The 22,370-nt window shown below is 72.1% G+C and carries 16 protein-coding genes; 10 read left to right on the top strand and 6 right to left on the bottom strand.

The features are described 5' to 3' along the window. A partial coding sequence (locus BHU15_RS25840; protein ID WP_141726883.1) for a CHAT domain-containing protein occupies positions 1-1,750 on the top strand: 1,750 nt, incomplete at its 5' end. Between the two features lie 72 nt (positions 1,751-1,822). On the opposite strand, the gene katG is transcribed toward BHU15_RS25840, so the two are convergent. After that, entirely contained in the window at positions 1,823-4,054 is a 2,232-nt protein-coding gene (katG, locus tag BHU15_RS25835; RefSeq protein WP_069629387.1) for a catalase/peroxidase HPI, read from the bottom strand. A gap of 205 nt (positions 4,055-4,259) precedes the next feature. Here katG and BHU15_RS25830 point away from each other — a divergent pair, with 205 nt between their 5' ends. The 8 genes from BHU15_RS25830 (at position 4,260) to BHU15_RS25795 (ending at position 16,944) form a co-directional block, all read left to right on the top strand. Continuing rightward, a complete protein-coding gene (locus BHU15_RS25830) occupies positions 4,260-4,685 on the top strand; it encodes a Fur family transcriptional regulator (protein ID WP_069629386.1) in 426 nt (141 codons plus the stop codon). A 193-nt stretch (positions 4,686-4,878) separates the two neighbouring features. Next, the gene (locus BHU15_RS25825; protein WP_069629385.1) at positions 4,879-7,626 is read left to right on the top strand and encodes an ATP-binding protein; all 2,748 of its coding nucleotides are present in this window, start codon (positions 4,879-4,881) and stop codon (positions 7,624-7,626) included. Between the two features lie 149 nt (positions 7,627-7,775). Continuing rightward, the gene (locus BHU15_RS25820; RefSeq protein ID WP_069629384.1) at positions 7,776-8,828 is read left to right on the top strand and encodes a medium chain dehydrogenase/reductase family protein; all 1,053 of its coding nucleotides are present in this window, start codon (positions 7,776-7,778) and stop codon (positions 8,826-8,828) included. Between the two features lie 189 nt (positions 8,829-9,017). Next, positions 9,018-11,339 (top strand): esterase-like activity of phytase family protein, encoded by a 2,322-nt coding sequence (locus tag BHU15_RS25815; RefSeq protein WP_069629383.1) that lies wholly within the window; start codon positions 9,018-9,020, stop codon positions 11,337-11,339. A gap of 108 nt (positions 11,340-11,447) precedes the next feature. Next, positions 11,448-13,301 (top strand): NB-ARC domain-containing protein, encoded by a 1,854-nt coding sequence (locus BHU15_RS25810; RefSeq protein ID WP_069629382.1) that lies wholly within the window; start codon positions 11,448-11,450, stop codon positions 13,299-13,301. Positions 13,302-13,313: 12 nt separating this feature from the next. After that, positions 13,314-14,651 carry a tetratricopeptide repeat protein gene (locus tag BHU15_RS25805; protein WP_069629381.1) on the top strand — a complete coding sequence of 446 codons (1,338 nt, stop codon included), beginning with the start codon at positions 13,314-13,316 and terminating at the stop codon, positions 14,649-14,651. A 43-nt stretch (positions 14,652-14,694) separates the two neighbouring features. Beyond that, positions 14,695-15,729, top strand: a complete 1,035-nt coding sequence (locus tag BHU15_RS25800; RefSeq protein WP_069629380.1) for a cupin domain-containing protein — start codon at positions 14,695-14,697, stop codon at positions 15,727-15,729. Positions 15,730-15,741: 12 nt separating this feature from the next. Next, positions 15,742-16,944 carry an Nramp family divalent metal transporter gene (locus BHU15_RS25795; RefSeq protein WP_069629379.1) on the top strand — a complete coding sequence of 401 codons (1,203 nt, stop codon included), beginning with the start codon at positions 15,742-15,744 and terminating at the stop codon, positions 16,942-16,944. Positions 16,945-16,996: 52 nt separating this feature from the next. On the opposite strand, the gene BHU15_RS25790 is transcribed toward BHU15_RS25795, so the two are convergent. Continuing rightward, complete coding sequence (locus BHU15_RS25790) at positions 16,997-18,307, bottom strand: tetratricopeptide repeat protein (RefSeq protein ID WP_069629378.1); 1,311 nt, start codon at positions 18,305-18,307, stop codon at positions 16,997-16,999. Continuing rightward, the gene (locus tag BHU15_RS25785; protein WP_069629377.1) at positions 18,304-19,779 is read right to left on the bottom strand and encodes a DUF4331 domain-containing protein; all 1,476 of its coding nucleotides are present in this window, start codon (positions 19,777-19,779) and stop codon (positions 18,304-18,306) included. Before BHU15_RS25785 ends, BHU15_RS25790 begins: the two co-directional genes overlap by 4 nt. A 293-nt stretch (positions 19,780-20,072) precedes the next feature. Between BHU15_RS25785 and BHU15_RS25780 the strand changes: the two genes are divergently transcribed. After that, positions 20,073-20,738, top strand: a complete 666-nt coding sequence (locus tag BHU15_RS25780) for a hypothetical protein (protein WP_069629376.1) — start codon at positions 20,073-20,075, stop codon at positions 20,736-20,738. An 81-nt stretch (positions 20,739-20,819) separates the two neighbouring features. Here the strand turns inward: BHU15_RS25780 and BHU15_RS25775 are convergent, their stop codons facing one another. The 3 genes from BHU15_RS25775 to BHU15_RS25765 are packed head-to-tail and all read right to left on the bottom strand — an operon-like array spanning position 20,820 to position 22,297. Then, positions 20,820-21,440: a dihydrofolate reductase family protein gene (locus tag BHU15_RS25775; RefSeq protein WP_069629375.1), complete on the bottom strand. Its 621-nt coding sequence runs from the start codon at positions 21,438-21,440 to the stop codon at positions 20,820-20,822. Continuing rightward, entirely contained in the window at positions 21,440-21,952 is a 513-nt protein-coding gene (locus tag BHU15_RS25770; RefSeq protein WP_069629374.1) for an SRPBCC family protein, read from the bottom strand. Before BHU15_RS25770 ends, BHU15_RS25775 begins: the two co-directional genes overlap by 1 nt. Positions 21,953-21,955: 3 nt before the next feature. After that, a complete protein-coding gene (locus BHU15_RS25765; RefSeq protein WP_069629373.1) occupies positions 21,956-22,297 on the bottom strand; it encodes an ArsR/SmtB family transcription factor in 342 nt (113 codons plus the stop codon). Positions 22,298-22,370: the final 73 nt, after the last annotated feature.

Here is a 22,370-nt window from a genome sequence, read left to right as displayed (position 1 = left end):
GGAGATCGGGGATGCGGCCGGGGCGGTGCGGCAGGGGGACACCGGGGGCGCGCTGACCCACCTGGAAGCGGCCGTCGAGGCCATGGCCGAGATCACCGACCGGGGCAGCGACCAGCAGTCCGCCGAGCACGGTCTCCAGACGTTCGAGGGAGACATCCGGTCGGTCGTCGAACTGGTCCTCTTCCAGACACTCGGCCAGACGGCCACCGGCCGGATGGACGAGCTGAGCGCGGCCCTCGAAGAGGTCCGGAGGGTGGTCACCGAGGAGGGCCGCCTGCCGGACTCCGTTCCCGCCGCCGCGGAGGTCGAGGCCCTCTTCCATACGGTCACGGGCCCCGACGTCGACCGCGCCACCGAGGTCCTGGAACGCGGTCGCGGCCTGCTGCTCTCACGCCGCATCGAGGCCCGCGCCGACCTCGGCGAACTGACCGCGTCGCACCCCGAGTTGAGTCGCGAGTTCGAGCGCCTGGCGGACCAACTCACGGGCACGGCGGGCGTGGACGGAGCGGGCGGCGTACCCCCCGGCCACGCCGAGTGGTCCCGGCTCGCCGGGCTGCGCGCGTCGCGTGAACTCGACCTGCTGGTCGCGGACATCCGTACCCGGCCCGGGTTCGAGGGGTTTCTGCGGCCGCTCTCCGCAGGGCAGTTGAGGGCGCTCGCGGGGGACGGGCCGATCGTCGTGCTCAACCACGCGCGGATGAAGTGCCAGGCGCTGATCGTGACGGACCGGTCCATCACCGCCCGCGTGCTCGACGTCTCGTCCGAAGATGTCGCCGACATGGCCCGGCGCATGCGCGACGCGGTCGACGCCATCAACGCGCAGGGCACCTCGCGGCCCTCCCCGTTGGAGCTCGTCGCCGCCGGGGCCACGATCCGGGAAACCCTCGCGTGGACCTGGCACAGAATCGTGCGCCCCGTACTGGAGATCGCCGGGTCCCGCGACCCGGTCCCCGACGGCGGCGCGTGGCCGCGGATCTGGTGGGTGCCCACGGGCGCCTTCAACACCCTGCCGCTGCACGCGGCGCAGTGCGTACGGCCCGGTTGTGAACTCGGCGGCTGCGGCGCCGCGTTGGACACCGTGATGTCGTCGTACGTGCCCGGGTTCCAGACCCTGGCGTACGCGCGCAGCCGGGCCGGGCACCGCGAGGGGGCCGACAGCGGCAGCGCCCTGCTGGTCGCCGCGCCCGAGGAGGAGCTGCCGGGCGTCGCGGCGGCGGCAGGCTACGCGGCCGGGCTGCTCGGCGCGCGCGAGCCGCTGGTCGGCGCCGCCGCGTCCCGCGAGGCCGTACTGGCGGCGCTCGGTGCCACCTCCTGGGTGCACTTCGGCTGCCACGCCGCCACCGACCCGGCGGAACCCTCCGGCGCCCTGCTCCATCTGCCGAACGGCGAGACCCTGTCCGTACTGGAGATCTGCCGGACCCGGCCCCGGTCGGCGCAGCTCGCCTTCCTCGCCGCCTGCGGCACCGCGCGTACGTCCGAGCGGCTGTCTGACGAGGCGATCCACATCACCAGCGCGTTCCTGCTCGCCGGTTTCCCGACCGCCGTCGGCACGCTCTGGGCGATCGACAGCTCCCACGCGGACCAGGTCACCCGGGACTTCTACCGCCGTATGACCCACGACGGTACGACCGCCACGGCCACCGCGCCGACACCCTCCGCCCACGCCCTGCACCACACCGTCCGGGAACTGCGCCGCCGGATCCCGGACCGCCCCCATGTCTGGGCGGCGTACGTCCACGCCGGCACCTGAACAGAGCAAGGCCGGGCCGGTCCGCGAGTACCGCGGGCCGGCCCGGCCGTGTCGTCGAGCCGATCGGGAGGATCAGACGAGGTCGAACCGGTCCAGGTTCGAGACCTTGGTCCACGCCGCGACGAAGTCGTTCACGAACTTCTCCTTCGCGTCGTCACTCGCGTAGACCTCCGCGACCGCGCGCAGCTCGGAGTTCGACCCGAAGACCAGGTCGGCGCGGCTGCCGGTCCACTTGACCTCGCCGGTGGCGGAGTCACGGGCCTCGAAGGTGTTCGCGTCCTCGGACGTCGCCGTCCACGTCGTACCCAGGTCGAGCAGGTTGACGAAGAAGTCGTTGGTCAGCGACCCGGGAGTCTCGGTGAGAACACCGAGAGACGACTCCTGGTAGTTCGCGCCGAGTACGCGCAGACCACCCACGAGGACGGTCAGCTCGGGCGCGCTGAGGGTCAGCAGGTTCGCCCGGTCGATCAGCAGGAACTCGGCCGGCAGCCGGTGACCCTTGCCGAGGTAGTTGCGGAACCCGTCGGCGACCGGCTCCAGCGCGGCGAACGACTCCACGTCCGTCTGCTCCTGCGTGGCGTCCGCGCGGCCCGGCGTGAAGGGGACCTCGATGTCGAAGCCGGCGCTCTTGGCGGCCTGTTCGACGGCCGCCGCACCCGCGAGCACGATCAGGTCGGCGAGCGAGACCCGCTTTCCGCCGTTCGGGGCGGAGTTGAAGGTCTCCTGGATGCCTTCGAGCGTACGGAGCACCGTCGCGAGCCGGTCGGGGTCGTTGGCCTCCCACCCGATCTGCGGCTGGAGACGGATACGCGCGCCGTTGGCGCCACCGCGCTTGTCGCTGCCACGGAAGGACGAGGCGGACGCCCACGCGGTCGACACGAGCTGGGAGACCGACAGGCCCGAGGCCAGGACCTGCTCCTTGAGGGAGGCGATGTCCTCGGCGTCGACGAGCTCGTCCGTCACGGCGGGGATCGGGTCCTGCCACACCAGCGTCTCGGCGGGGACCTCCGAGCCGAGGTAGCGCACGACCGGGCCCATGTCGCGGTGCGTCAGCTTGAACCAGGCGCGGGCGAAGGCGTCGGCGAACTCCGCCGGGTTCTCCAGGAAGCGCCGCGAGATCTGCTCGTACGACGGGTCGACGCGCAGCGCGAGGTCGGTGGTGAGCATCGTCGGGGCGTGGCTCTTCGACGCGTCGTGGGCGTCGGGTACGGTACCGGCGCCGCCGCCGTCCTTGGGCCGCCACTGGTTGGCACCGGCGGGGCTGGTGAACAGCTCCCACTCGTAGCCGAAGAGGATCTCGAAGAAGCTGTTGTCCCAGGTGATGGGGGTGTTCGTCCAGATGCCCTCAAGGCCGCTGGTGATGGTGTCGCCGCCCTTGCCGGTGCCGAAGCTGTTCTTCCAGCCGAAGCCCTGCTGCTCGATCGGGGCGGCCTCGGGGTCGGCGCCGACGTTGTCCGCCGGGCCCGCGCCGTGGGTCTTGCCGAAGGTGTGGCCACCGGCGATGAGGGCGACCGTCTCCTCGTCGTTCATCGCCATGCGGCGGAACGTCTCGCGGATGTCGCGCGCCGATGCGAGCGGGTCCGGACTGCCGTTGGGGCCCTCGGGGTTGACGTAGATGAGGCCCATCTGGACGGCGCCGAGGGGGCTCTCCAGCTCCCGGTCACCGGTGTAGCGCTCGTCGCCGAGCCAGGTCTTCTCGGGACCCCAGTACACGTCCTCCTCGGGCTCCCACACGTCCGCGCGGCCACCGGCGAAGCCGAAGGTCTCGAAGCCCATGGTCTCCAGCGCGACGTTGCCGGCGAGGATCATGAGGTCGGCCCAGGACAGGCTCTGGCCGTACTTCTTCTTCACCGGCCAGAGCAGCCGGCGGGCCTTGTCGAGGTTGCCGTTGTCCGGCCAGCTGTTGAGCGGGGCGAAGCGCTGCTGGCCGGCGCCGGCGCCGCCGCGGCCGTCGCTGATGCGGTAGGTGCCCGCGCTGTGCCAGGCCATGCGGATGATGAAGGGGCCGTAGTGGCCGAAGTCGGCGGGCCACCAGTCCTGCGAGGTCGTCAGGACCCCGGCGATGTCCTGCTTGACGGCCGGGAGGTCGAGGGCCTTGAACGCCTCGGCGTAGTCGAACTCCTCACCGAGGGGGTTGGCCACGGCGGGGTTCTTGGCGAGGATCTTCAGGTTGAGCTGCTCGGGCCACCACCCGCGGTTTCCGCCGCCCTGGGTCGGGTGCGGGGCACGCCCGTGCGCGACGGGGCAGCCGCCTTCACCCTCCGATTTCGCGTCTACGACGATTGCGTCATGGTTCTCAGACATGGGAATCCTTCCGGACCAAGCGGATTACGGTTCTCGGGTGGTACTCAGGCGGTTCAGGCGGTACTCAGGCGGCCGGAACCGATCCTACGATGGACAGAGTCCAAGTCAAGAAGCGAACTAAAAGCGCAGTCGGCAAGATATGCGCCGAAACCAGGACATCCATGGACGAACATCGGGTGTCCCGAACCTGAACAGGTGAACCCACATGAGCGACCTGCTGGAGCGACTGCGCGGGCGTGGCTGGCGGATGACCTCCCAGCGCCGGGTCGTGGCCCAGGTCCTCGACGGCGATCACGTCCACCTCACGGCCGACGAGGTGCACACCCTCGCGGTGCGGCTGCTGCCCGAGATCTCCCGGGCCACCGTCTACAACACCCTGGGCGAACTGGTCTCCCTCGGCGAGATCATGGAGGTCTCCGCCGCGGGCCGCGCCATGCGCTACGACCCCAACGCGCACCACCCGCACCAGCACTTGGTCTGCTCCGACTGCGGCACCATCCGGGACGTCCACCCCACCGGCGATCCACTGGCCGGGCTGCCGGTGGCGGAACGGTTCGGGTTCACGGTGTCCGAGGCCGAGGTCACCTATCGCGGGCTCTGCCCGTCGTGCGCGAGCGCCCCTCAGGTGTGAGGGAAATCTAACACTGCAAAACTTTCCGCCGCCTCACTAACGTCAGCGTCACCCGGAACCCCCGGAACACCTGGCGCATCAAGCACAGCAGAGGCGCCGTGCGCGGTGCCTGTCTCAACTCGCCATGCGTGTCTTGCGTGTTCGCAGGTAGAACGGGTTGATCCGACAGTGCTGACCGGAAGGCCGATTACCCATGCGGTTCGTAGCTCGACACTCTGAGCGACGTGCGATCGACCAACTGCTGAACTCGGCAGCCGCCGGACGGGGCGGCTCCCTCGTCGTGTCCGGTGAGCCGGGGATCGGCAAGTCGGCTCTCATCGACAACGCGGTGGAGGCCCTGGACGGGTTCGCGGTGCTCAGCGCCGCGGGAACCGAGTTCGAGCACGATCTGCTCTACGCGTCGCTGCACCAGCTGTGCGCACCGTTCCTTGAATACCGGATGGGGCTGCCCGCCGTACAACGAAGCGCCCTGGAAGCGGTGTTCGGCCTCGGTGAGCAGACCTCGCCCGACTCGCTGACCGTCGGCCTCGCCGTCCTCGGGCTGCTGCGCGCGGTGTCACTGGAGCACCCGGTGTGCTGCGTGGTGGAGGACGCCCAGTGGATCGACGACGGTTCGCGGCGCGCGCTGGTCTTCGTGGCCCGGCGTGTGGCCGGTGAGCGGATCGCGGTGGTGTTCGCCGCGCGTGACGTCGCTTCCGTACGCGGCCTCGCCGATCTGCCGCGCCTGCCGCTCGCGGGCCTGAGCGACGAGGACGCGCGGGCCGTGCTGGGCGCGGCGTCGTACGCCGGACTGGACAGCGAGGTGCTGGACCGCACGCTCGCTGAGGCGCGCGGCAACCCGCTGGCGCTGCTGGAGTTCTCGCACGACGCGGGTCCGTTCGGCGTGGCCAGCCCGCAGCGGCTGCGGGCCCCCGTGGTCGACGCGCTGGCGGAAGGGTTCGTACACCGCCTGGAGCGGCTGCCGTCCGCCGCGCGGTCGTCGGTGGTGCTCGCGGCAGCCGAGCCGGTCGGTGATCTCGGTCTGCTGCGGCGCGCGGCGAAGCTCCTCGATCTGGACATCGCGGGGCTCGCCGACGCGGAGGACGCCGGGCTGCTGTCCCTCGGGCCGCGCCTGCGCTTCCGCCATCCGCTCGTACGCTCCGCCGTGTACGCGTCGGCCACGCCGGGTCTGCGGCGCCGGGTGCACGGCGCTCTCGCGGAGGCCACCGATCCCGAGACCGGCGTCGACCGCCGGGCCTGGCACCGGGCGCACGCGGTCATCGACGTCGACGAGGAGGTCGCGGCGGAGCTGGAACGGTCCGCCGAGTGGGCGCGGCTGCGCGGCGGATTCGCCGCGGCGGCGGCGTTCCTGGAGCGGGCGGCGCAGCTGACGCCGCTCACCGACCCGCGCGCGGACCCCGACGCCGACCCCCAGGCCGGCCGCCGCGCCTGCCGGTTGCTCTCCGCCGCGAAGCTGCGGCTCCAGGCCGGCGCGCCGCGGACGGCCCGCGCGCTCGTCGCGCAGACCGAGAACCTCCCCATGGACGACCGTGGCCGCGCGGAGGCGCGCCTGCTGCACGCGCGCGTCGACTTCCAGCTCGGGCACAGTCCGGAGGCGACCACCAGACTGGTCGAGATCGCCATGGAGTTCGCCCCCGACCGGGACAGGGAGACGTACCTGGAGGCGTTCGCGTCGTTCATGTACAACGACAACCAGCCGGGCCGGCTGCGGGAGTTGGGCGCCGAGATCCGTAAGCGGGCACCGAAGCGGGAGTCAACGCGGCCCGTCGACATGCTGCTCGACGCCCTGCTGGACCAGATCATGCTGCCTCTTGAGGAGTCGGTGCCCACGATGCTCGGGGTGGCCAGGGCCTGCCGCGCCGCGGCGGCCTCGGCCTCGACGGGCCCGTGGCGGATGAACCTGGCCTGCCAGCTCGTCATCGACCTGCGCGAGGACGAGTTGATGGAGGAGATCTCCGACCGCCAGGTGGAGGCCGCGCGTGACCAGGGCGCGCTCGCCGTGCTGCCGCAGGCCCTGCGGTACCAGGCGATAGCGAGGGTCGCGGTGGGCCGGTTCGACGAGGCCGCCGCCAGTCTCGCCGAGGCGCGCGCGGTCGACGAGGCGGCCGGTACGGCCCCGCTCGTGGGAGCCGAACTCGTCTACGCGGGCTTCCGCGGCGACCTCGACCACTTCCGGGAGGTGCAGGCGCAACTCGGCCGTGACGGGCGGCCGTTCGAGACCGCCGGCCAGCACTACGCCAGCGCGGTCCTGCACAACGGGCTCGGCGACTACGACGCGGCGCTGGACGCCGCGCTCGCGGCCGAGCGCCGGCTCCGGGCGGGCTCGTACTCGATCTGGGCCGTCCACAGCGAACTGGTCGAGGCCGCCGCGCGCGCCGACCGGGGCGGGGAGGCCGACGCGGCCATGGACCACCTCGGGGCGCTGGCCCGCGCGAACCCCGTCCCGTGGGCCGTCGCCGAATGGCTGCGGGCGCGGGCCGTCCTGGGCCGGGAGGAGGACTGCGAGGGGCTCCACCGGGAGGCCATCGACCAGTTCTCCCGGACCCGGGTGCGGGTGCTGTACGCGCGTGCCCGGCTGACGTACGGGGAGTGGCTGCGCCGCGAGAACCGGCGCGTCGAGGCCCGGGTGGAACTGCGGGCGGCCCACGACATGCTGTCGGCCATGGGCGCGCTCGGCTTCGCCCAGCGCGCGGCCCGGGAACTGCGCGCCACCGGCGAACAGCCGCGCAGGCAGGGCGACAACAGGCCGGGCGAGAGCCGGCTCGACCTGCTCACCGCTCAGGAGCGGCTCATCGCGGGGCAGGTCGCCGCCGGGGCGACGTCCAAGGAAGTGGCGGCGGCGCTGTTCCTCAGCCCGCGCACGATCGACACGCACCTGCGCAACGTGTACCGCAAGCTGGGCATCTCCTCGCGCCGCAGCCTCCGCGAGATGACGCTGTGACCGCCGGTGCCGGCCGGATGGGCCCGCTTGGACTACGTAGCGCCCGGGTTACGTAGTTTTCGCCGACGCAGCGGTGGCCCTCACCAGGTGATCGTCACAACAGGCGGATCCGGCGACCGGGTCCCGGGCCGGAAGAGGGGAGAGGCGCGTTGATCACCGAGGTCGTTCTGCCGGGCATCGTGGAACCGGACGGTCTGGAACTGCGGACGCGACCGGCGCCGCACCTCCGGCCCGGACAGGCGCTGGTGCGGATGGAGGCGACCGGGATCTCCTTCGCCGAGCAGCAGATGCGCCGCGGCAGGTACTACGACCAGCCGCCGTTCCCGTTCGTCCCCGGCTACGACGTCGTCGGCGTCATCCACGCGCTCGGCGACGACGGCCGCCGGCCGTCGCCCCACGCGCCGTCCCGGCCGCCGTTCGCGGTGGGCCACCGCGTGGCGGCGCTGACCAGGACCGGTGCCTGGGCCGACCGTCTGGTGCTGCCCGTCGACGAACTCGTCCCGGTGCCCGACAGCCTCGCCGCCGAGGACGCGGAGACGGTGATCGTCAACGGCGTCACCGCCCGCCGCATGCTCGCCGCCGCGCGGGTGCGCGACGGCGACACGGTCGTCGTACTCGGTGCCAACGGCGGCGTCGGCTCGCTGCTCGTCCAACTCGCCCGCCACGCCGGTGCCCTGGTGATCGGCGTCGCCTCCGCGCGGCACGCGCCGTACCTGCGCGAGTTGGGCGCCGTCCCCGTGGACCGGCACGGCGATGTCGCGGCGGAGGTACGGCGCGTCGCCCCGGGCGGTGTGGCTGCCGTGTTCGACCATGTCGGCGGGCCGGGCATCCGCCGCTCCTTCTCGCTCCTCGCGCGCGGCGGCACCCTCGTCGCGTACGGCACGGCCGCCACCCGGGACGAGCGGGGCAACGCCCGGCTGCCCGTCTACGCGCTGTTCGCACGGCTCCTGCTCTGGCGCGTACTGCCCAACGGCCGCTCCACGACGTTCTTCAACCTCTGGGCCGGCCGTACGCGCAACCCGGGGCGCCACCGGGCGGAGCTGCGCGCCGACCTCGAAGCGCTGTTCGAGCATCTCGCGGCGGGCCACATCACCGCCCGTATCGCCCGCGCCTTCCCGCTGTCGCAGATCGCGGAGGCCATGCGTTACGCGGAGTCGGGCGCCGCCGAGGGCAAGGTCGTCCTGCTCGCCGAGCCCTTCTGACCCCGCGTCGCCGTACTCCTCGCTCTCCCCCGTCCGAGGAGTACGGCGGCGCGGCCCTTCGTTCGCGTCGGGGCGCGGCGGGCCGCCGGCGTCGGCGTCCGCGTCGGCGGCTGTTCACCCGGACGCCGTTCCGTGCTCGCCGGCGGGTGGCACGATTCCGCCCTGCCACTGTCGCGCAACGGAGAAACGATGCACCTCAAGCCCAAGAGAACCTGCGCCGCGCTCGTCGCCGTAGCTGTCGCCGCCGGCATGCTGGCCGGTACGGGCGCGGCGAGCGCACACCAGGGTCCGCACCAGGACGGGCGGCGCCCGCTCGCCTTCGACCGCACCGCCACCTACCCCGTCTTCCAGAACCGCCCCGCCGGCGAGGACCCCGCGGCCGCCACCGTCGCGGAGATCTCGGCGGCCAGTGAGGACGGCCGGACCCTCGTCTACACCGACGCGGCGGCCCGCCGGATCGGCTTCCTCGACATCAGCGACGCCGACCGCCCGCGCGGGCTCGGCACACTGTCCCTGGCCGAACTCGGCAACGCCGAGGACGAGCCGACCTCGATAGCCGTCGTCGGCCAGTACGTCCTGGTGGTGGTGAACACCAGCGCCGACTTCACCGACCCGTCCGGCCGGCTCGACGTCATCTCGCTGCGCGACCGCCGCCGGGTGGCGAGCCACGACCTCGGCGGCCAGCCCGACTCCCTCGCGATCAGCGAGGACAAGCGGTACGCCGCCGTCGCCATCGAGAACGAGCGCGACGAGGAGGCGACCCCGCCCGGCGGCGCGGAGGGCGACCTGCCCCAACTCCCGGCCGGTTTCGTCCAGATCGTCGACCTCAAGGGCGCCGCGCCCGCCCAGTGGCGCACCCGCGCCGTCCCGCTGACCCGCCCGGACGGCCGCGCACTGCCCGCCCTGCTCGCCGCCGGGATCACCGAACCGACCGACCCGGAGCCGGAGTACGTCTCCATCAACCGCCGCAACCAACTGGTGGTGACCCTCCAGGAGAACAACGGCGTCGTCCTGCTCGATCTGCCGACCGGCAGGATCACCAAGGCGTTCACCGCCGGTACGGCGTCGGTCGACGGCATCGACACGGTCGAGGACGGCGACATCGACCTGACCGGCTCGATCACCGGCGTACCGCGCGAGCCTGACTCGGTCGGCTGGATCGACGACCGCTACCTGGCGACCGCCAACGAGGGCGACTGGCGCGGCGGCACCCGTGGCTGGTCCGTCTTCGACAGCCGTACCGGCAAGGTCGTCTGGGACGCGGGCAACAGCTTCGAGGCGCTCGCCGTGCGCCACGGCCTCCACAACGAGTCCCGCGCCGAGAAGAAGGGCACCGAGCCGGAGGGCCTGGCCCTCGCCGAGTTCGACGGCGTGCGCTACGCGTTCGTCGGCTCGGAGCGGAGCAACTTCGTCGCGGTGTACGACCTGAGCCGGCCGACCGCCCCGGTCTTCCGCCAGGTGCTGGCCACCACCAACGGCCCCGAGGGGCTGCTGCCTATCCCCTCACGCGGTCTGCTCGCGGTCTCCAGCGAGGAGGACGACGCCTCGGTCAACGTACGGGCGTCGGTGAGTCTCTTCCGTCTCGGCCGGCAGACCCCCGCCTTCCCGAGCGTCGTCTCGGCTGCCGGCTCCACCGGCGCGCCGACCGGCTGGGGCGCGCTCGGCGCGCTCTCCGCCGTACCCGGTCGGCCGCACCAGCTCTACAGCGCCACCGACGCGGCGTACGCCACCAGCAAGATCCTCACCATCGACACGGCACGCCGACCGGCCGTCATCACACGGCAGTTGACGGTGAAGGGGACCGACGGCCGACCGACCGGTTACGACGTGGAAGGCATCCACGCCCGCCCGCAGGGCGGCTTCTGGCTGGCCGTGGAGGGCAAGACCGGCGCGGGCAACCAGCTGGTGCGCCTCGACGGCGCCGGGCAGACCCGGCAGGTCGTCCCGCTGCCCGCCGACATCGCCGCGGGCCTCGCGGGACAGGGCTTCGAGGGCGTCACGGCGACCACCGACCGGCGCGGCCACGAGGTGGTGTGGGCCACGCTCCAGCGCGAGGTCAAGACCGACCCGTCGGGGATCGTGCGGCTCGGCCGGTACGACGTCGAGGCGGGCACCTGGAGCTGGTACGGGTACCGGATCGGCACCACGAGCACCCCGGGCGACTGGATCGGCCTCTCCGAGATCACCGTGGTCGGCGACAAGCTCGCCGTCATCGAACGGGACAAGCTGAACGGCCCGGCCGCCAGGATCAAGCGGGTCTACACGGTCGACCTGCCGAAGTCCGCCGCCCCGTCCGGCCCGTTGCGCGTCCTGCCCAAGAAGCTCGCGCACGACGTACTGCCCGACCTGCGCGCCACGAACGGCTGGACCCAGGAGAAGCTGGAGGGCCTGACCGTGGCCGGTGACGGTGACGTGTACGCCGTGACCGACAACGACGGCCTGGACAACGCCACCGGAGAGACGGCGCTGCTGAACCTCGGCTCCAGCAGGAAGATCTTCGGCCGCGACTGACCGGCCGCACCACCTGAACCGCCCGTACGGCCGCCGGCGCGTCACCGGCGGCCGTACGCTTCTCGCCAACGGCCACGTCGCACGCCTCCGGTGGGCATACTGAGACCCGTGGAGAACGGGCTGACCGACAGGGTGGGGCTCGTCCTCGTCCACGGCCTCTTCTCCTCGCCCCGGATCTGGACCGCCTTCGAGGATCTGATCGCGGGCGACCCCGAGCTGGCGCACGTCGACACGCTTTCCTTCGGCTACGCCTCGCAGATCGCCTCGTTCGGCCTGCTGCGTCGTATCCCCTCCTTCGACGACGCCGCGGACAGCCTGCGGGGCTTCCTCGACGTCGAAGGAGCCGGCCATCGGCGGCTGGTCCTGGTCTCGCACAGCCAGGGCGGCCTGGTGGTCCAGCGCCATCTCGCCCGGATGCTGGACGAGGGCCGGGGTCCCGAACTCGCCCGGATCGTCCGGGTGGTGATGTTCGCGTGCCCCGACTCCGGTTCCGCGCCGGCCCTCCTGCCGCGCCGTCTGTTCCTGCGCCGGAATCCGCAGGAGCGCCAACTGCGCCCGCTCGAACGGGCGGTGGCCGAGGCGCGGCGCACGGTGCTCGAACGGGTGGTGTACGCCCGGTCGGTGACCGCGGGGTCCTGCCCCATCCCGATCACCGTCTTCGCCGGGGAGGCCGACGGTGTGGTGACTCCGGCCTCGGTACGAAGTGTCTTTCCCGACACGGGAGTTCTGCCGGGGGACCACTTCTCCCTCGTCAGGCCGGACTCGCGGCGGCACCGTTCGTACACGGCGCTGAAGCAGCTGCTGCCCGCGCCGACGCCACCCGCGCCACTCGCGCCCCTCGTGCCGCCGATGCCGCCGACACCACCCAGACGGCCCGCGCCGACGGCCGCGACGGCCGTGACCGGCGCCCCTGCCCCGGCCCGCGCGCCCGACTGGCACAGCCGCGCCGGGGTGGACCACGAACAGAACGGACTCTTCGGGATCGAGCCGGCCGTCGAGCGACTGTGCGCCGACCTGGCGGGACCGACCGGCCCCTGGGTGGTCAACGTGCGCGGCGCGGGCGGCGTGGGCAAGACGACCCGGGCGTACGAGGCGACCCGCCGGGTCGCCCAGGAGGGCGTCTTCGACCACATCCTGTGGACAACGGTCCGCGGCGACGTGGACGAATCCGGCCTGTGGGAAGCCCTGTTCGACCTCGCCGAGCAGCTCGGGGTGCGGCTCGGCCCGGACCGCGGCGGCTGGGAGACGGAGCTGCGTACGGCTCTGCGGGCGGCGGGCGACGCCGGCGGGCGGGTGCTGGCGGTGGTGGACAACCTGGAGGTGGCGAGCCAGGCCACGGCCGTGGTCGACGGCCTGCGCCGGGCCGGTCTCGTCCGGCCGCACAAGCTGATGGTCACCAGCCGCGGCGTGGTCCACGCTCCGGACCACGGGATCAAGGAGCACGCCGTGACCGGTCTCGGCACGGACGCGGCGGTCGCGCTCATCCGCCATGTCGGCGCGGGCGACCCGGAGTTCGCCGGGGCCTCGGGGTCCACCTTCACCCCTGTCGTACGGATCACCGAGGGCAACCCGTATCTGATGCGGCTGGCGATCCGCCGCTATCTCTCGACCCGGATGCCGCTGCCCGACGTGGTCGACGAACTGACGGCGCTGGAGCGCGGGGCCCCGGACGGCGGCGAGGGACTCGCGGTCCACATCAAGAACCATCTCTTCGACCGCTCGCTGGGCGAGTTCGACCTGAGCGCCGGAGCGGAGCAGGGGCATCGGCTGATGGCCGCGTTCTGCGCCAAGCGGCGCGGAGACCGGGTCGGCATGGGCGAGTTGAGGGATCTCAGCGGGCTTGCGGAGGACGAGCTGCGCCGTACGCTGCGCTGCGGACACGACCTGGAACTCATCCAGTCGTCCCGGCTCAACGAGCTGTACTCCATCCACAGCCTGCTGTACGAGTACACCAAACCGTGAGCGCGTGAGGCCGTGACGTCGCGGCGCGGCTACTGCGGTGAGCGGCCGGAGGTGTGGAGCACGACCGTGCTGCGGCTGTTCGGCATCGCCCTGGAGCGGGTGACGGCCGACAGCGACGTGGCGGACGAAGGGCTCCGGGAAGCCGTCAACGCCCTGGACAACGTGGTGCGTTACGGCATCGAGGTGGACGGCCTGCTGCTCGCGCGCTTTCTGACCCGGCTGGCCCAGGTGTCGGTCAGCGCGGGCGAGCACGGCGACCGGTTCGACGAGCTGGACCTGATCTCCGTCATCGACCGGAGCCTGCCCCTGGCGGCGGCGAACGGCCTGCCGACCTGGCCGCTGCATGTGGCGAAGGCGTCGTACCACTCGCGCCAGGAACACCTGGAGGAAGGACGAGCCGCCCGCCGCGAGGCGCTGCGGGAGGCCCGGAACGCCTGCGCGGGCAACCGCGACGAGGTCGAGGTCGGGCTGATGCTGGCGCAGCACCACATCGACCTGTGCCAGTACCGGGAGGCCGACCGGCTGCTCGCGCGCTGCCGCCGGCTCTGCGAGGACGACCCCTCGTGCGCCGACCGCCGCGCCGAACTGCACATCTGCTACGGCAACCTGCGCTACGTACAAGGGGCGCTGCGCACGGCGCTGCACCACTTCCAGTCGGCACTCGACGCGGCGGGCGATCCCGTCCCCGCCCCGGCCCACCGCGCGGCGATGCGCGCGCACCACTACAGCGGCAAGATCCTCGCCGTGCTCGGCCGCCACCAGGAGGCGCTCGGCCAACTGCTGCGGATGGGCGACTACCCCTGCCTGAGCGAGTCCGAACGGATGCGCCGCGCGGGCTTTCTGCACCTGCGGCTCGGCGAGGTGCTGACGAGCGCGGGCAGTCTCGACGAGGCGTACGCCCATCTCGCCGAATCGCGGCGGGCCTTCGGCCGGTTACGGGAGAGCGGCACCGCGCAGGCGATCCTGGACGCGGCCGTGGCGACCCTGCACATGCGCCGGGGCCGCAGACAGGACGCCCTCGCGGTCCTGGCCGGGGCGGTCGCGACATCACGGCGCAACGGCTACCGGCGCGGGGTGGTCCTGTTCGAGAGCAAGGCCGCGCTGTGCCGGCTGCGCGAGCGGGACCTGCCCGGAGCGCTGCGCAGCGCGAGCGCGGCACTGGCCGCCTGGATCCGGCTGAACGGCGTGGCCAACCTCCCGCGGGCGGCGGTGGGGGCCGTGGAGTACGTGGGCTCGGCCCTGATCCACCGCGTCCGCCGCCGCGCGCCGCGCCCTGTGGCGGAGGTGCGCTGTCCGTGCGAGGACTGCCGGGCGCGGCGGGACGAATCGCCATGTTTGAGGGCAAAGTGAATATGGGACACGTGGACGCACATCCCATCGAGAAGGGCGTCCCATGCCATCGCCGCACTGGGTCTCACTGACCCAAAGCGCTCCCACCTTCCAGAACGATCTGGGCAGCGTCCAGATCGTCGACGGCAGGGCCCTGCCGATCCTCAGCCGTCTGTCCGTCAAACGGGTGGTGCTGGCCCGGCGGGCGATCAGGGAACCGCAGTGGAACGTCAACGCCAACCAACTCGCCTATGTCGTGCGGGGTCAGGTGCTGGTCTCGATGCTCGGTGACGGCAACGAGTTCTCCTCGTTCGTCGTCGACGAGGGGCAGATGTACCACGTCGGGTCCGGGTCGGTTTATCACATCGAGAATCTCGGTGACGCCGAGGCCGAGATCATCATCGCTCTGCGCAGTGAGCGTCCCCAGCACTTCTCGCTGCGCGACAGCCTCTCCGCCATGACGAACGCGGTCCTGGGAAACACCTACGACCTGCCGTCATCGGCGTTCGACGCGTTCTCACGCCCCGAGGCGGCGGAGATCCTCGAACGGCGCGGACCGGTCTCCGCGAACCCCACGCAGCGCCTGCCCAACGCCCATCTGTTCGACGTCGAGGCGCAGCACGCGCCGCTCTCCTACGCCTACGGGTCGGCCCATCTGGCCCGCAGGCAGTACTGGGCGGCGCTGGACGACATCTCGATGTACTCGCTGCGCATCAAGGACGACGGGATGCGCGACGCGCACTGGCACCCGGTGACCGCCGAGATGGGGTACGTGGCGCGGGGCCGCGCCCGGATGCGCGTTCTCGACCCCGACAACACGCTGGACGAGTACGAACTGGGCCCCGGCGACGTCTACTTCGTACCGCGTGCCTTCCCGCACCACATCGAGGTGCTCGGCGACGAGGGATTCCACTTCCTCATCTTCTTCGACCAGGCGATGCCCGGCGACATCGGATACCGGGCCACCGCGACGGCGTTCTCCCGTGAGGTCCTGGCGTCGGCCTACGGTGTGTCCGAGAGCGACCTGCCGCAGTTCCCCTTCACCCCGGCCGATCCGCTCATCGTCGGCAGGCTGAACCGCGGCGCCGACGGCCGATAGGGTGCCGACCCCGTGACGACGATCCAGGCGCTGCCACGGCGCCGGTTCCACCGCTCCACGGTGTGGCGGCTCGGCCCGGCGTTCGTCGCGGCCATCGCGTACGTCGACCCCGGCAACCTGGTCACGAACGTGACGGCGGGCGCGCGTCACGGCACCGCCCTGCTGTGGGTGGTGGTGCTCGCGACGGCGGTCGCGGGACCGATCCAGTATCTGGCGGCCAAGCTCGGCGCGACCACCGGCAAGACGCTCCCGCAACTGGTCGCGGACCGCTGCACCACCCGCTGGAGACTCGCCTACTGGGTCCAGGCCGAGATCGTCTCCATCGCCACGGACATCGCCGAGGTGATCGGCGCGGCGGTCGCGATGTATCTGCTCGCCGGGATTCCCCTCCCGGTCGGGGGCCTGATCGCCGCCCTGGTCGGCAACGGGCTGCTGGCGGCGGGCGACCGGTACGGGGAACGCTTCCTCCAAGGCGTCAGCGTGGCGTCACTCGCCCTGATCGCCGGGGCGTTCGCCCTGTGCCTGACCTTCAGCCCGCCCACCGCACACGAGCTGGGTACGGGCCTGCTCCCCACCCTCCCGGGCGACGGCGCCCTGCTCCTCGCGGCCGGAATCGTCGGCGCGACGATCATGCCCCACGCCATCCATGTCCACAGCGCACTCGCGCGCGGCCATAAACGCCTCGACGCCCACCGGGCCGACGTCTTCATCGCGATGGTCTTCGCCGGCGGCACGAACGCCGCCATGCTCGTGGTCGGCGCCGGGGCACTGCGCGACCTGGACGGCGACGACTTCGCGGGCATCGCGGCGGGCCTGGCGGACCGCGTCGGAGGGGCGGCACAGACGGCCTTCCTGCTCGCCCTGCTGGTGAGCGGCCTGACCTCGACCGCCGTCGGCACGCAGGCCGGATCGGTGGTGATGGGCGGCCTGCTGCGCCGTGAACTCCCGCGCTCCGTCCGCAGATGCGCGACCGTACTCCCGGCGGTGGCGCTCCTGTCCAGCGGCGCCTCACCGGTCATGATGCTGATCCTCAGCCAGGTCGCCCTCGCGATCGGCCTGCCCCTGGTCCTGGCCCCGCTCGCGCTCCTGACGTCGTCACGCCGGGTGATGGGCCCTCAGGCCAACACCCTGCCCGTCAAGATCGCCCTGGCGGCGGTGATCACGGCCGTGATCACTCTCGACGCGGCCCTTCTCGCCGACCAGTTCATGCCGTGAGGCGAGGGAGTGCGCCGGCCGCACCCCGGCTCCGGCGACGGCCGTGATCTCCTTACTCCCGGATCAACTCCCGGGCCCGCAGGGCGTGGTAGGGCGAGAAGTGCGGGTTCGTCTCCAGCGCCGCGCGCAGCTGGCGGCGGGCTCCCGGCAGTCCGAGGGCCGCCTCGACCGCCCCTCGGTGGTAGCGGAACAGCGCGTTGTCCCAGCCGGCCGAGGCCGCCCGCCGCACGTACTCCAGTGCCTCGCCGCTGCGCCCGTCCCGGTGCAGCGCCCAGGCCAGGGCGTCGGCCGTGATCACACTGCGGGTGTGGGCCCACTCCCGGCGCATCAGTGCCACCGCGTCCGCCGGGTCGCCGTGGTCGGCGGCGAACAGCGCCAGATGCGGGTCGACGGGTCCGCCGTCCGCGCGCGACAGCCGCACCTGGGCGCTCAGCGCGGCCTCCGCCGCGCCCGGCCCGGCGTCACCGGCCCTGGGCATCGAAGCGCGCAACTCGACCGCTTCCAGCAGGAACTGCGGCAGCGGCGTGCGTTCCGTCAGCCGTTCGTACGTGTCGAGCGCCCTGCCCGGCTCACCGCGCGCCGCGAGCACCCTGGCCGTCCCCGCCACCGCGTACGGATACTCCGGCTCGGTGTCCAGGGCCTCCCGGTAGTACGCCGCCGCCCGATCGAGCTGCCCCCGGGACCAGGCCAGATCGCCCGACCGCGTCTGCGCGAAGGCCCGTTCGCCGGGCGTCGACGCGCTGTCCACGGCCCGCTTGAGGGCGATGCCGGCGTCGTCGGGCCTGCCGTTCGTCTCCAGGTCGTAGGCGGCTCTGGCGTACGCCGCCGAGCCGGGCGCCAGATCGAGCAGGCGTTGTACGGCGGCGCGCGCCGCCGGGTAGTGGCCGAGCTGGATCTCCGCGTCGGCCAGGACGGCGTACCCGTCGGGCCGGTCCGGTGCCATCCGGGTGGCGCGCAGCCCGTGCTCGCGGCCCCGGGTGAACTGGTGCCGGGCGTTGGCGAGTTGACCCAGTCCGACGGCGGCGCCGTAGTTGCGGCTGCCGTCCAGGGCCAGGGAGCGGCGCAGGGCGTGGTCGGCGACCTCCAGCGGGGCCGCGTCCAGGGTGGTCCTGGCCTGTTCGATCTCGGCGCCGGCGAGCGATGCCCAGCCGACCGGGTCCCTGGGGTACGCCTTCGTACGCTTCCTGGCGGTGTCGAGCGCGCTCGTGACCGCCGAGCCCGCCGCCGGCGTACCGGCGGCGGGCGCGCCGGTGGCCGGGGCGGCGGCCGTGGGGCTCTCGGTGGCGGGCCCCAGATACAGGAGCCCCGCCACACAGCCGCCGACGACCGCCGCCCCGCCCACCGCGGTGATCAGACGCCTCACGGGCCCGCGTGCGGGAGGTTGAGATAGGGGAACGCGCCCTGTGCGTCGGCCGGTTCGAGGCGTACGACGGGATCGGGCAGCAGCTCCCGCGCGGACGGTCCCGCCGGTTCGCCCTCCAGCATCCTGATCAGCGGTCCGTCGATGTTGTCGTTGAGGCGCCGCCCGTTGGGGAAGCCCTGGAGGTCGCCGTCGAGCACGCCGTGCGCCTTCGGGGCGGCGGTCACCGGGGTGGTGAGGTTGAGCCGCAGCTGTTCGGCGAGCACGATGCGCGACGGGTCGGCGTCGGCGTTCATGGCGTGGGTGTTGAGGTCGAAGCCGAACAGCGACCCGTTGGACTTCCCGATGCCCTTCATGAACAGGGCCTGGATGTCGCGGCGCGGAGTCGCCGGGGCCTTGCGGCCCTGGGCGCGCTCGATGCGCTTGGGCGGTACGGGGTCGAGCGTCGCCGCCAGGAATTCGGCGTCCAGGTGGTCGTCCTTGGGGGCTCGTGCCTGGAAGCGGTCCTCCGGCCCGCCCGGCTTCGCGAGCCCGACGGTCGACCCGTGGACGGCGAAGGCGACGTGCGGGGTGCCGTTGCGGGAGACCTGCCGGTAGGCGGGGGCCTGCCCGGCGAGGCTCTGTCCGAGGTCCGCGCCCTGGCGCGAGACGGACGACCAGACGCCGACGACCGGATTGCGCCGCGCGTCACCGGCCAGCGCCACCTCGTTCTTGGGCACCTGGAGCACCAGGCTGTTCACGTTGAGGGCGGACAGCGGCTGGGCGTCGGGCAGCCAGCCGGGCACCGGCCCCGAGGTCCCGGCGACGAACAGGCCGAAGACCTGGGTGTCCGCCTTGAACGACTCAGCCGCCTGGGTGGCGACCGTACGGCCACCGCCCGGCAGATTCCGGACCGCCTGGGTGCGCAGCTTGCCGTAGTTCGGCATCAGGGTGCGGCCCGTATGGGTGGGCGCGGCGACCGCGTCGCGCAGCAGCGTCGTGACGGTGCCGTCCGCGGTGACCTTCTCCAGCGTGTACTTCTGGCGGACGCCCAGCGACCGGTCGTCCAGCGAATTCACGGGCAGCGGGCCGACCTTGGGGCCCGTACCGAACGGGCGGCGGTCCTCGTTACGGAACGTCCAGCGGTAGGTCGCGTCGGGGGCTCCGTCCCCGTCGGCGTCCGTATGGATCTCGTACCGTGCCCCCGTCGCGAACGGGTGGTCCACCAGCGCGTTGGCCGCCGTCCCCGGCAGCTGGAAGGGCCGTACGTTCGCGATGAGGGTGACGGTGCCGGTGTCCTCGGGGCTGGTGAAGGCGTAGACGTCCGTGATGTCCGTCGCCGAGTCCAGCAACGAGGAAGGGGCGTCGATGTGGCCGCCCGCCTCACCGACGCCGGTGAGCGGGCCCGCCACCGACGCGGCGGTCAGGGCGACGGTGGCCGCGGCGAGCGCCCCGACCTTGCGGCGGGCGAGGCCGGAGCCTGCCATTTCGGGCATGACGTTCTCCAGTGCTGTGTGGGGGAGTTACACCAGAGTGCGGCGCTGTCGATCTTCGAGTGGCCAATGCCGCCCGGGAGCACCGAATGGTGCGGATTCTTCCGTCCTTCGGGCTAATGAACGATTCGGGACATACGCGGCGACGCATAGATGTGCGTACCTGGCTCACGGTGCACCCGCGTTCGTCACGCCGACCGCGGACGAAATCCGCTGGTGCACAGCTCTGTCGGGTTCCGCGCGGCCCTGGATCCAGGGCGCGCTCCACGTAAGCAGTAGAGATTGGACTCATACGTATGCGCGCACTCCGTCGTCTCACCGTCCTCGCCGCAGCCGTCGCGCTCACCGCGCCGCTCGGCATGACCGCCGCCGGGGCAGCCGCCCCGCAGCAGTCGGCAGCCGCCCCCAGGGCCGCGGTCGCCGAGCCCTTCCCGGGCGCCTACATCTCCCCGTGGGGAGACGCGCAGGTCGCCCTCGGGGACGAGGCAATCGCGTGGATGCAGCGCGAAGGCATCACGCTCGAAGCCATCAGCCCGTTCACGATGGACGCGGACAACCGCGGCTTCTCCATGCCGATCGGATCGACGGCCGGTGACGGTCTCGACTCGAGGGGCCGCATCTTCTACCCCGGCGGGCTGCGCTTCCACCACAAGGCCTCCGGCAAGACCGTCACACTCCAGTCCACCTTCATCCGCGTGATGCCCACCCCGGCGTACTCGGCGGGCGTGTCGGTCGACGGGAAGCGGCTCTCCGAGGAGATCTCGATCGCCGAGTCCACCTACACCGAGGTCATGGCCGGGGCCCGCCCCAGCTTCACCGGCTTCCGCATCAAGCAGGCTCCCTTCTACCTGACGCAGCAGGCGGCCGACCTGTTCAGCTCGGTGACGGGCGGCGAGGCGCCGCGCGTCGGCAGCCTGTTCGGGACGCTGACGCCGAACTTCGACTACGTGCCCGTCCGCTAGAAAGCGTGACAGAGCGCCCCGACCGGAGAAAGCCGGTCGGGGCGCTCGCTGTCGGAGGACAACGTGCGGGGGCCGAAGCGGCTACCGGCGGCGCACGGTGTACGTCAGGTGCGTCACCCGCGACGACGACTCCGAACGGACCTGCTCCAGCGCGATCTTGGACGCGTCCACGCCCTCGAACAGCCGGATGCCGCCGCCGAAGAGCACCGGGGACAGCGAGATCGTGAACTCGTCGACCAGACCGGCGTTCAGATACTGAAGGATCGTCGCGCCCCCGCCGGCGATACGGACGTCGCGGTCCCCGGCAGCCTCGCGGGCCTGGTCGAGGGCGGACTCGATGCCGTCGTTGACGAAGTGGAACGTGGTGCCGCCGAGCCGCTCCCACGGTTCACGCTCGGTGTGCGTCACGACGTAGACCGGCGTGTGGAACGGCGCCGACTCCGGCCACATCTGCTCGCCGGCGTCGAACATGCGCTTGCCCATGACGCTCGCGCCGGTGCGCTCGAACGTCTCCCGCGCGATGTCGTTGTCGCGCCCTTCCTCGCCGCCCCCGCCGAGCTTCAGGTTCTCCCGGAAGAACCGCTGGGGGAAGATCCACCCCTGCAGTTCCATCCACTGACGCCCCATCAACTCCCCGACGGACGCGGGTGCGACGAAGCCGTCCAGCGACATCGACACGCTGAAGAACACCTTCCCGGCCATCAGTCCTCAACTCCCTTCCGTACGATCTCGGCGACGTACGCCGCCAGGTTGCCCAGGGTCTGCTTGCCGGCCTCGACCGCGTGGTACTTCTCGACCGCCTCGTCGCGCAGTTCCTTGGTGGGGAACACCGTGCGCATCACGAGCCGGGTCGCCGCGCCGTCCGGCGTGAAGGTCAGGACCGACTCGAAGGCGTTCGGGTCGTCGCGGGACTCACCGTGCAGCAGCGCGATCCGCTCCGGCGGGGCGATCCGCTGCCAGCGGATCCACTCGGAGTAGTCGGTCCCGTCCGGCCCGTGGAGTACGAAGACCCACTCCCCGCCCTCGCGGAACTCGAAGGACCGCGTGGTGGTGGTGAACCCTTCCGGACCCCACCACCGCGACAGATGCCGGACCTCGGTGAACGCCTGGAACACCAGCTCCCGAGGGGCGTCGACGACCCGGGAGATGACGATCTCCCGGTCGGCCGCCGCCGCTTCCGTCCCCGTCCCCGTTTCCTGTCCTGGCCGTGCCATCGGTCATTCCTCCTGCTGTGTCTGCTTCAGGTCCTGCACGTAGGTGTCCAGCCGGTCGAAGCTCTCGTTCCAGAACTGCTCGAATCCGCCGACCCACTCGTGGATCGGCCGCAGCCCGCGGGCGTCCAGGCCGTAGAGACGCTGCTTGCCCGCCTCGCGAACCCGTACCAGCCCCACCTCCCGGAGCACCCGCAGATGTTTGGACGCCCCCGGCTGGCTCATCCCCAGCTCCTGGGCCAGATCGGTCACCGGCCGCTCACCGGCCCGCAGCAGCGCCAGGATCTCCCGGCGCTGCGGCTCGGCTATCGCGTTGAACGCGTCCGACGTCGTCGCTGCTCGTGCCATGCCTCAATCATATTCCCATATCGGAATGCGTCAATGGGCGCGGCCGGCTGTCGCGTAGACGACGAGGTTGTCG

The organism is Streptomyces niveus (assembly GCF_001723055.1).
Classification (GTDB): Bacteria; Actinomycetota; Actinomycetes; order Streptomycetales; family Streptomycetaceae; genus Streptomyces; species Streptomyces niveus.
Note: the sequence above shows the minus strand (reverse complement) of the source record. Positions and strands in the feature narration are given on the sequence as shown.

Excerpts from the sequence above, each read along its gene's own strand:
- katG (WP_069629387.1), bottom strand. The coding sequence starts at position 4,054 with ATGTCTGAGAACCATGACGCAATCGTCGTAGACGCGAAATCGGAGGGT.
- BHU15_RS25830 (WP_069629386.1), top strand. The coding sequence starts at position 4,260 with ATGAGCGACCTGCTGGAGCGACTGCGCGGGCGTGGCTGGCGGATGACC.
- BHU15_RS25825 (WP_069629385.1), top strand. The coding sequence starts at position 4,879 with ATGCGGTTCGTAGCTCGACACTCTGAGCGACGTGCGATCGACCAACTG.
- BHU15_RS25815 (WP_069629383.1), top strand. The coding sequence starts at position 9,018 with ATGCACCTCAAGCCCAAGAGAACCTGCGCCGCGCTCGTCGCCGTAGCT.
- BHU15_RS25800 (WP_069629380.1), top strand. The coding sequence starts at position 14,695 with ATGCCATCGCCGCACTGGGTCTCACTGACCCAAAGCGCTCCCACCTTC.
- BHU15_RS25785 (WP_069629377.1), bottom strand. The coding sequence starts at position 19,779 with ATGCCCGAAATGGCAGGCTCCGGCCTCGCCCGCCGCAAGGTCGGGGCG.
- BHU15_RS25780 (WP_069629376.1), top strand. The coding sequence starts at position 20,073 with ATGCGCGCACTCCGTCGTCTCACCGTCCTCGCCGCAGCCGTCGCGCTC.
- BHU15_RS25775 (WP_069629375.1), bottom strand. The coding sequence starts at position 21,440 with ATGGCCGGGAAGGTGTTCTTCAGCGTGTCGATGTCGCTGGACGGCTTC.
- BHU15_RS25770 (WP_069629374.1), bottom strand. The coding sequence starts at position 21,952 with ATGGCACGGCCAGGACAGGAAACGGGGACGGGGACGGAAGCGGCGGCG.
- BHU15_RS25765 (WP_069629373.1), bottom strand. The coding sequence starts at position 22,297 with ATGGCACGAGCAGCGACGACGTCGGACGCGTTCAACGCGATAGCCGAG.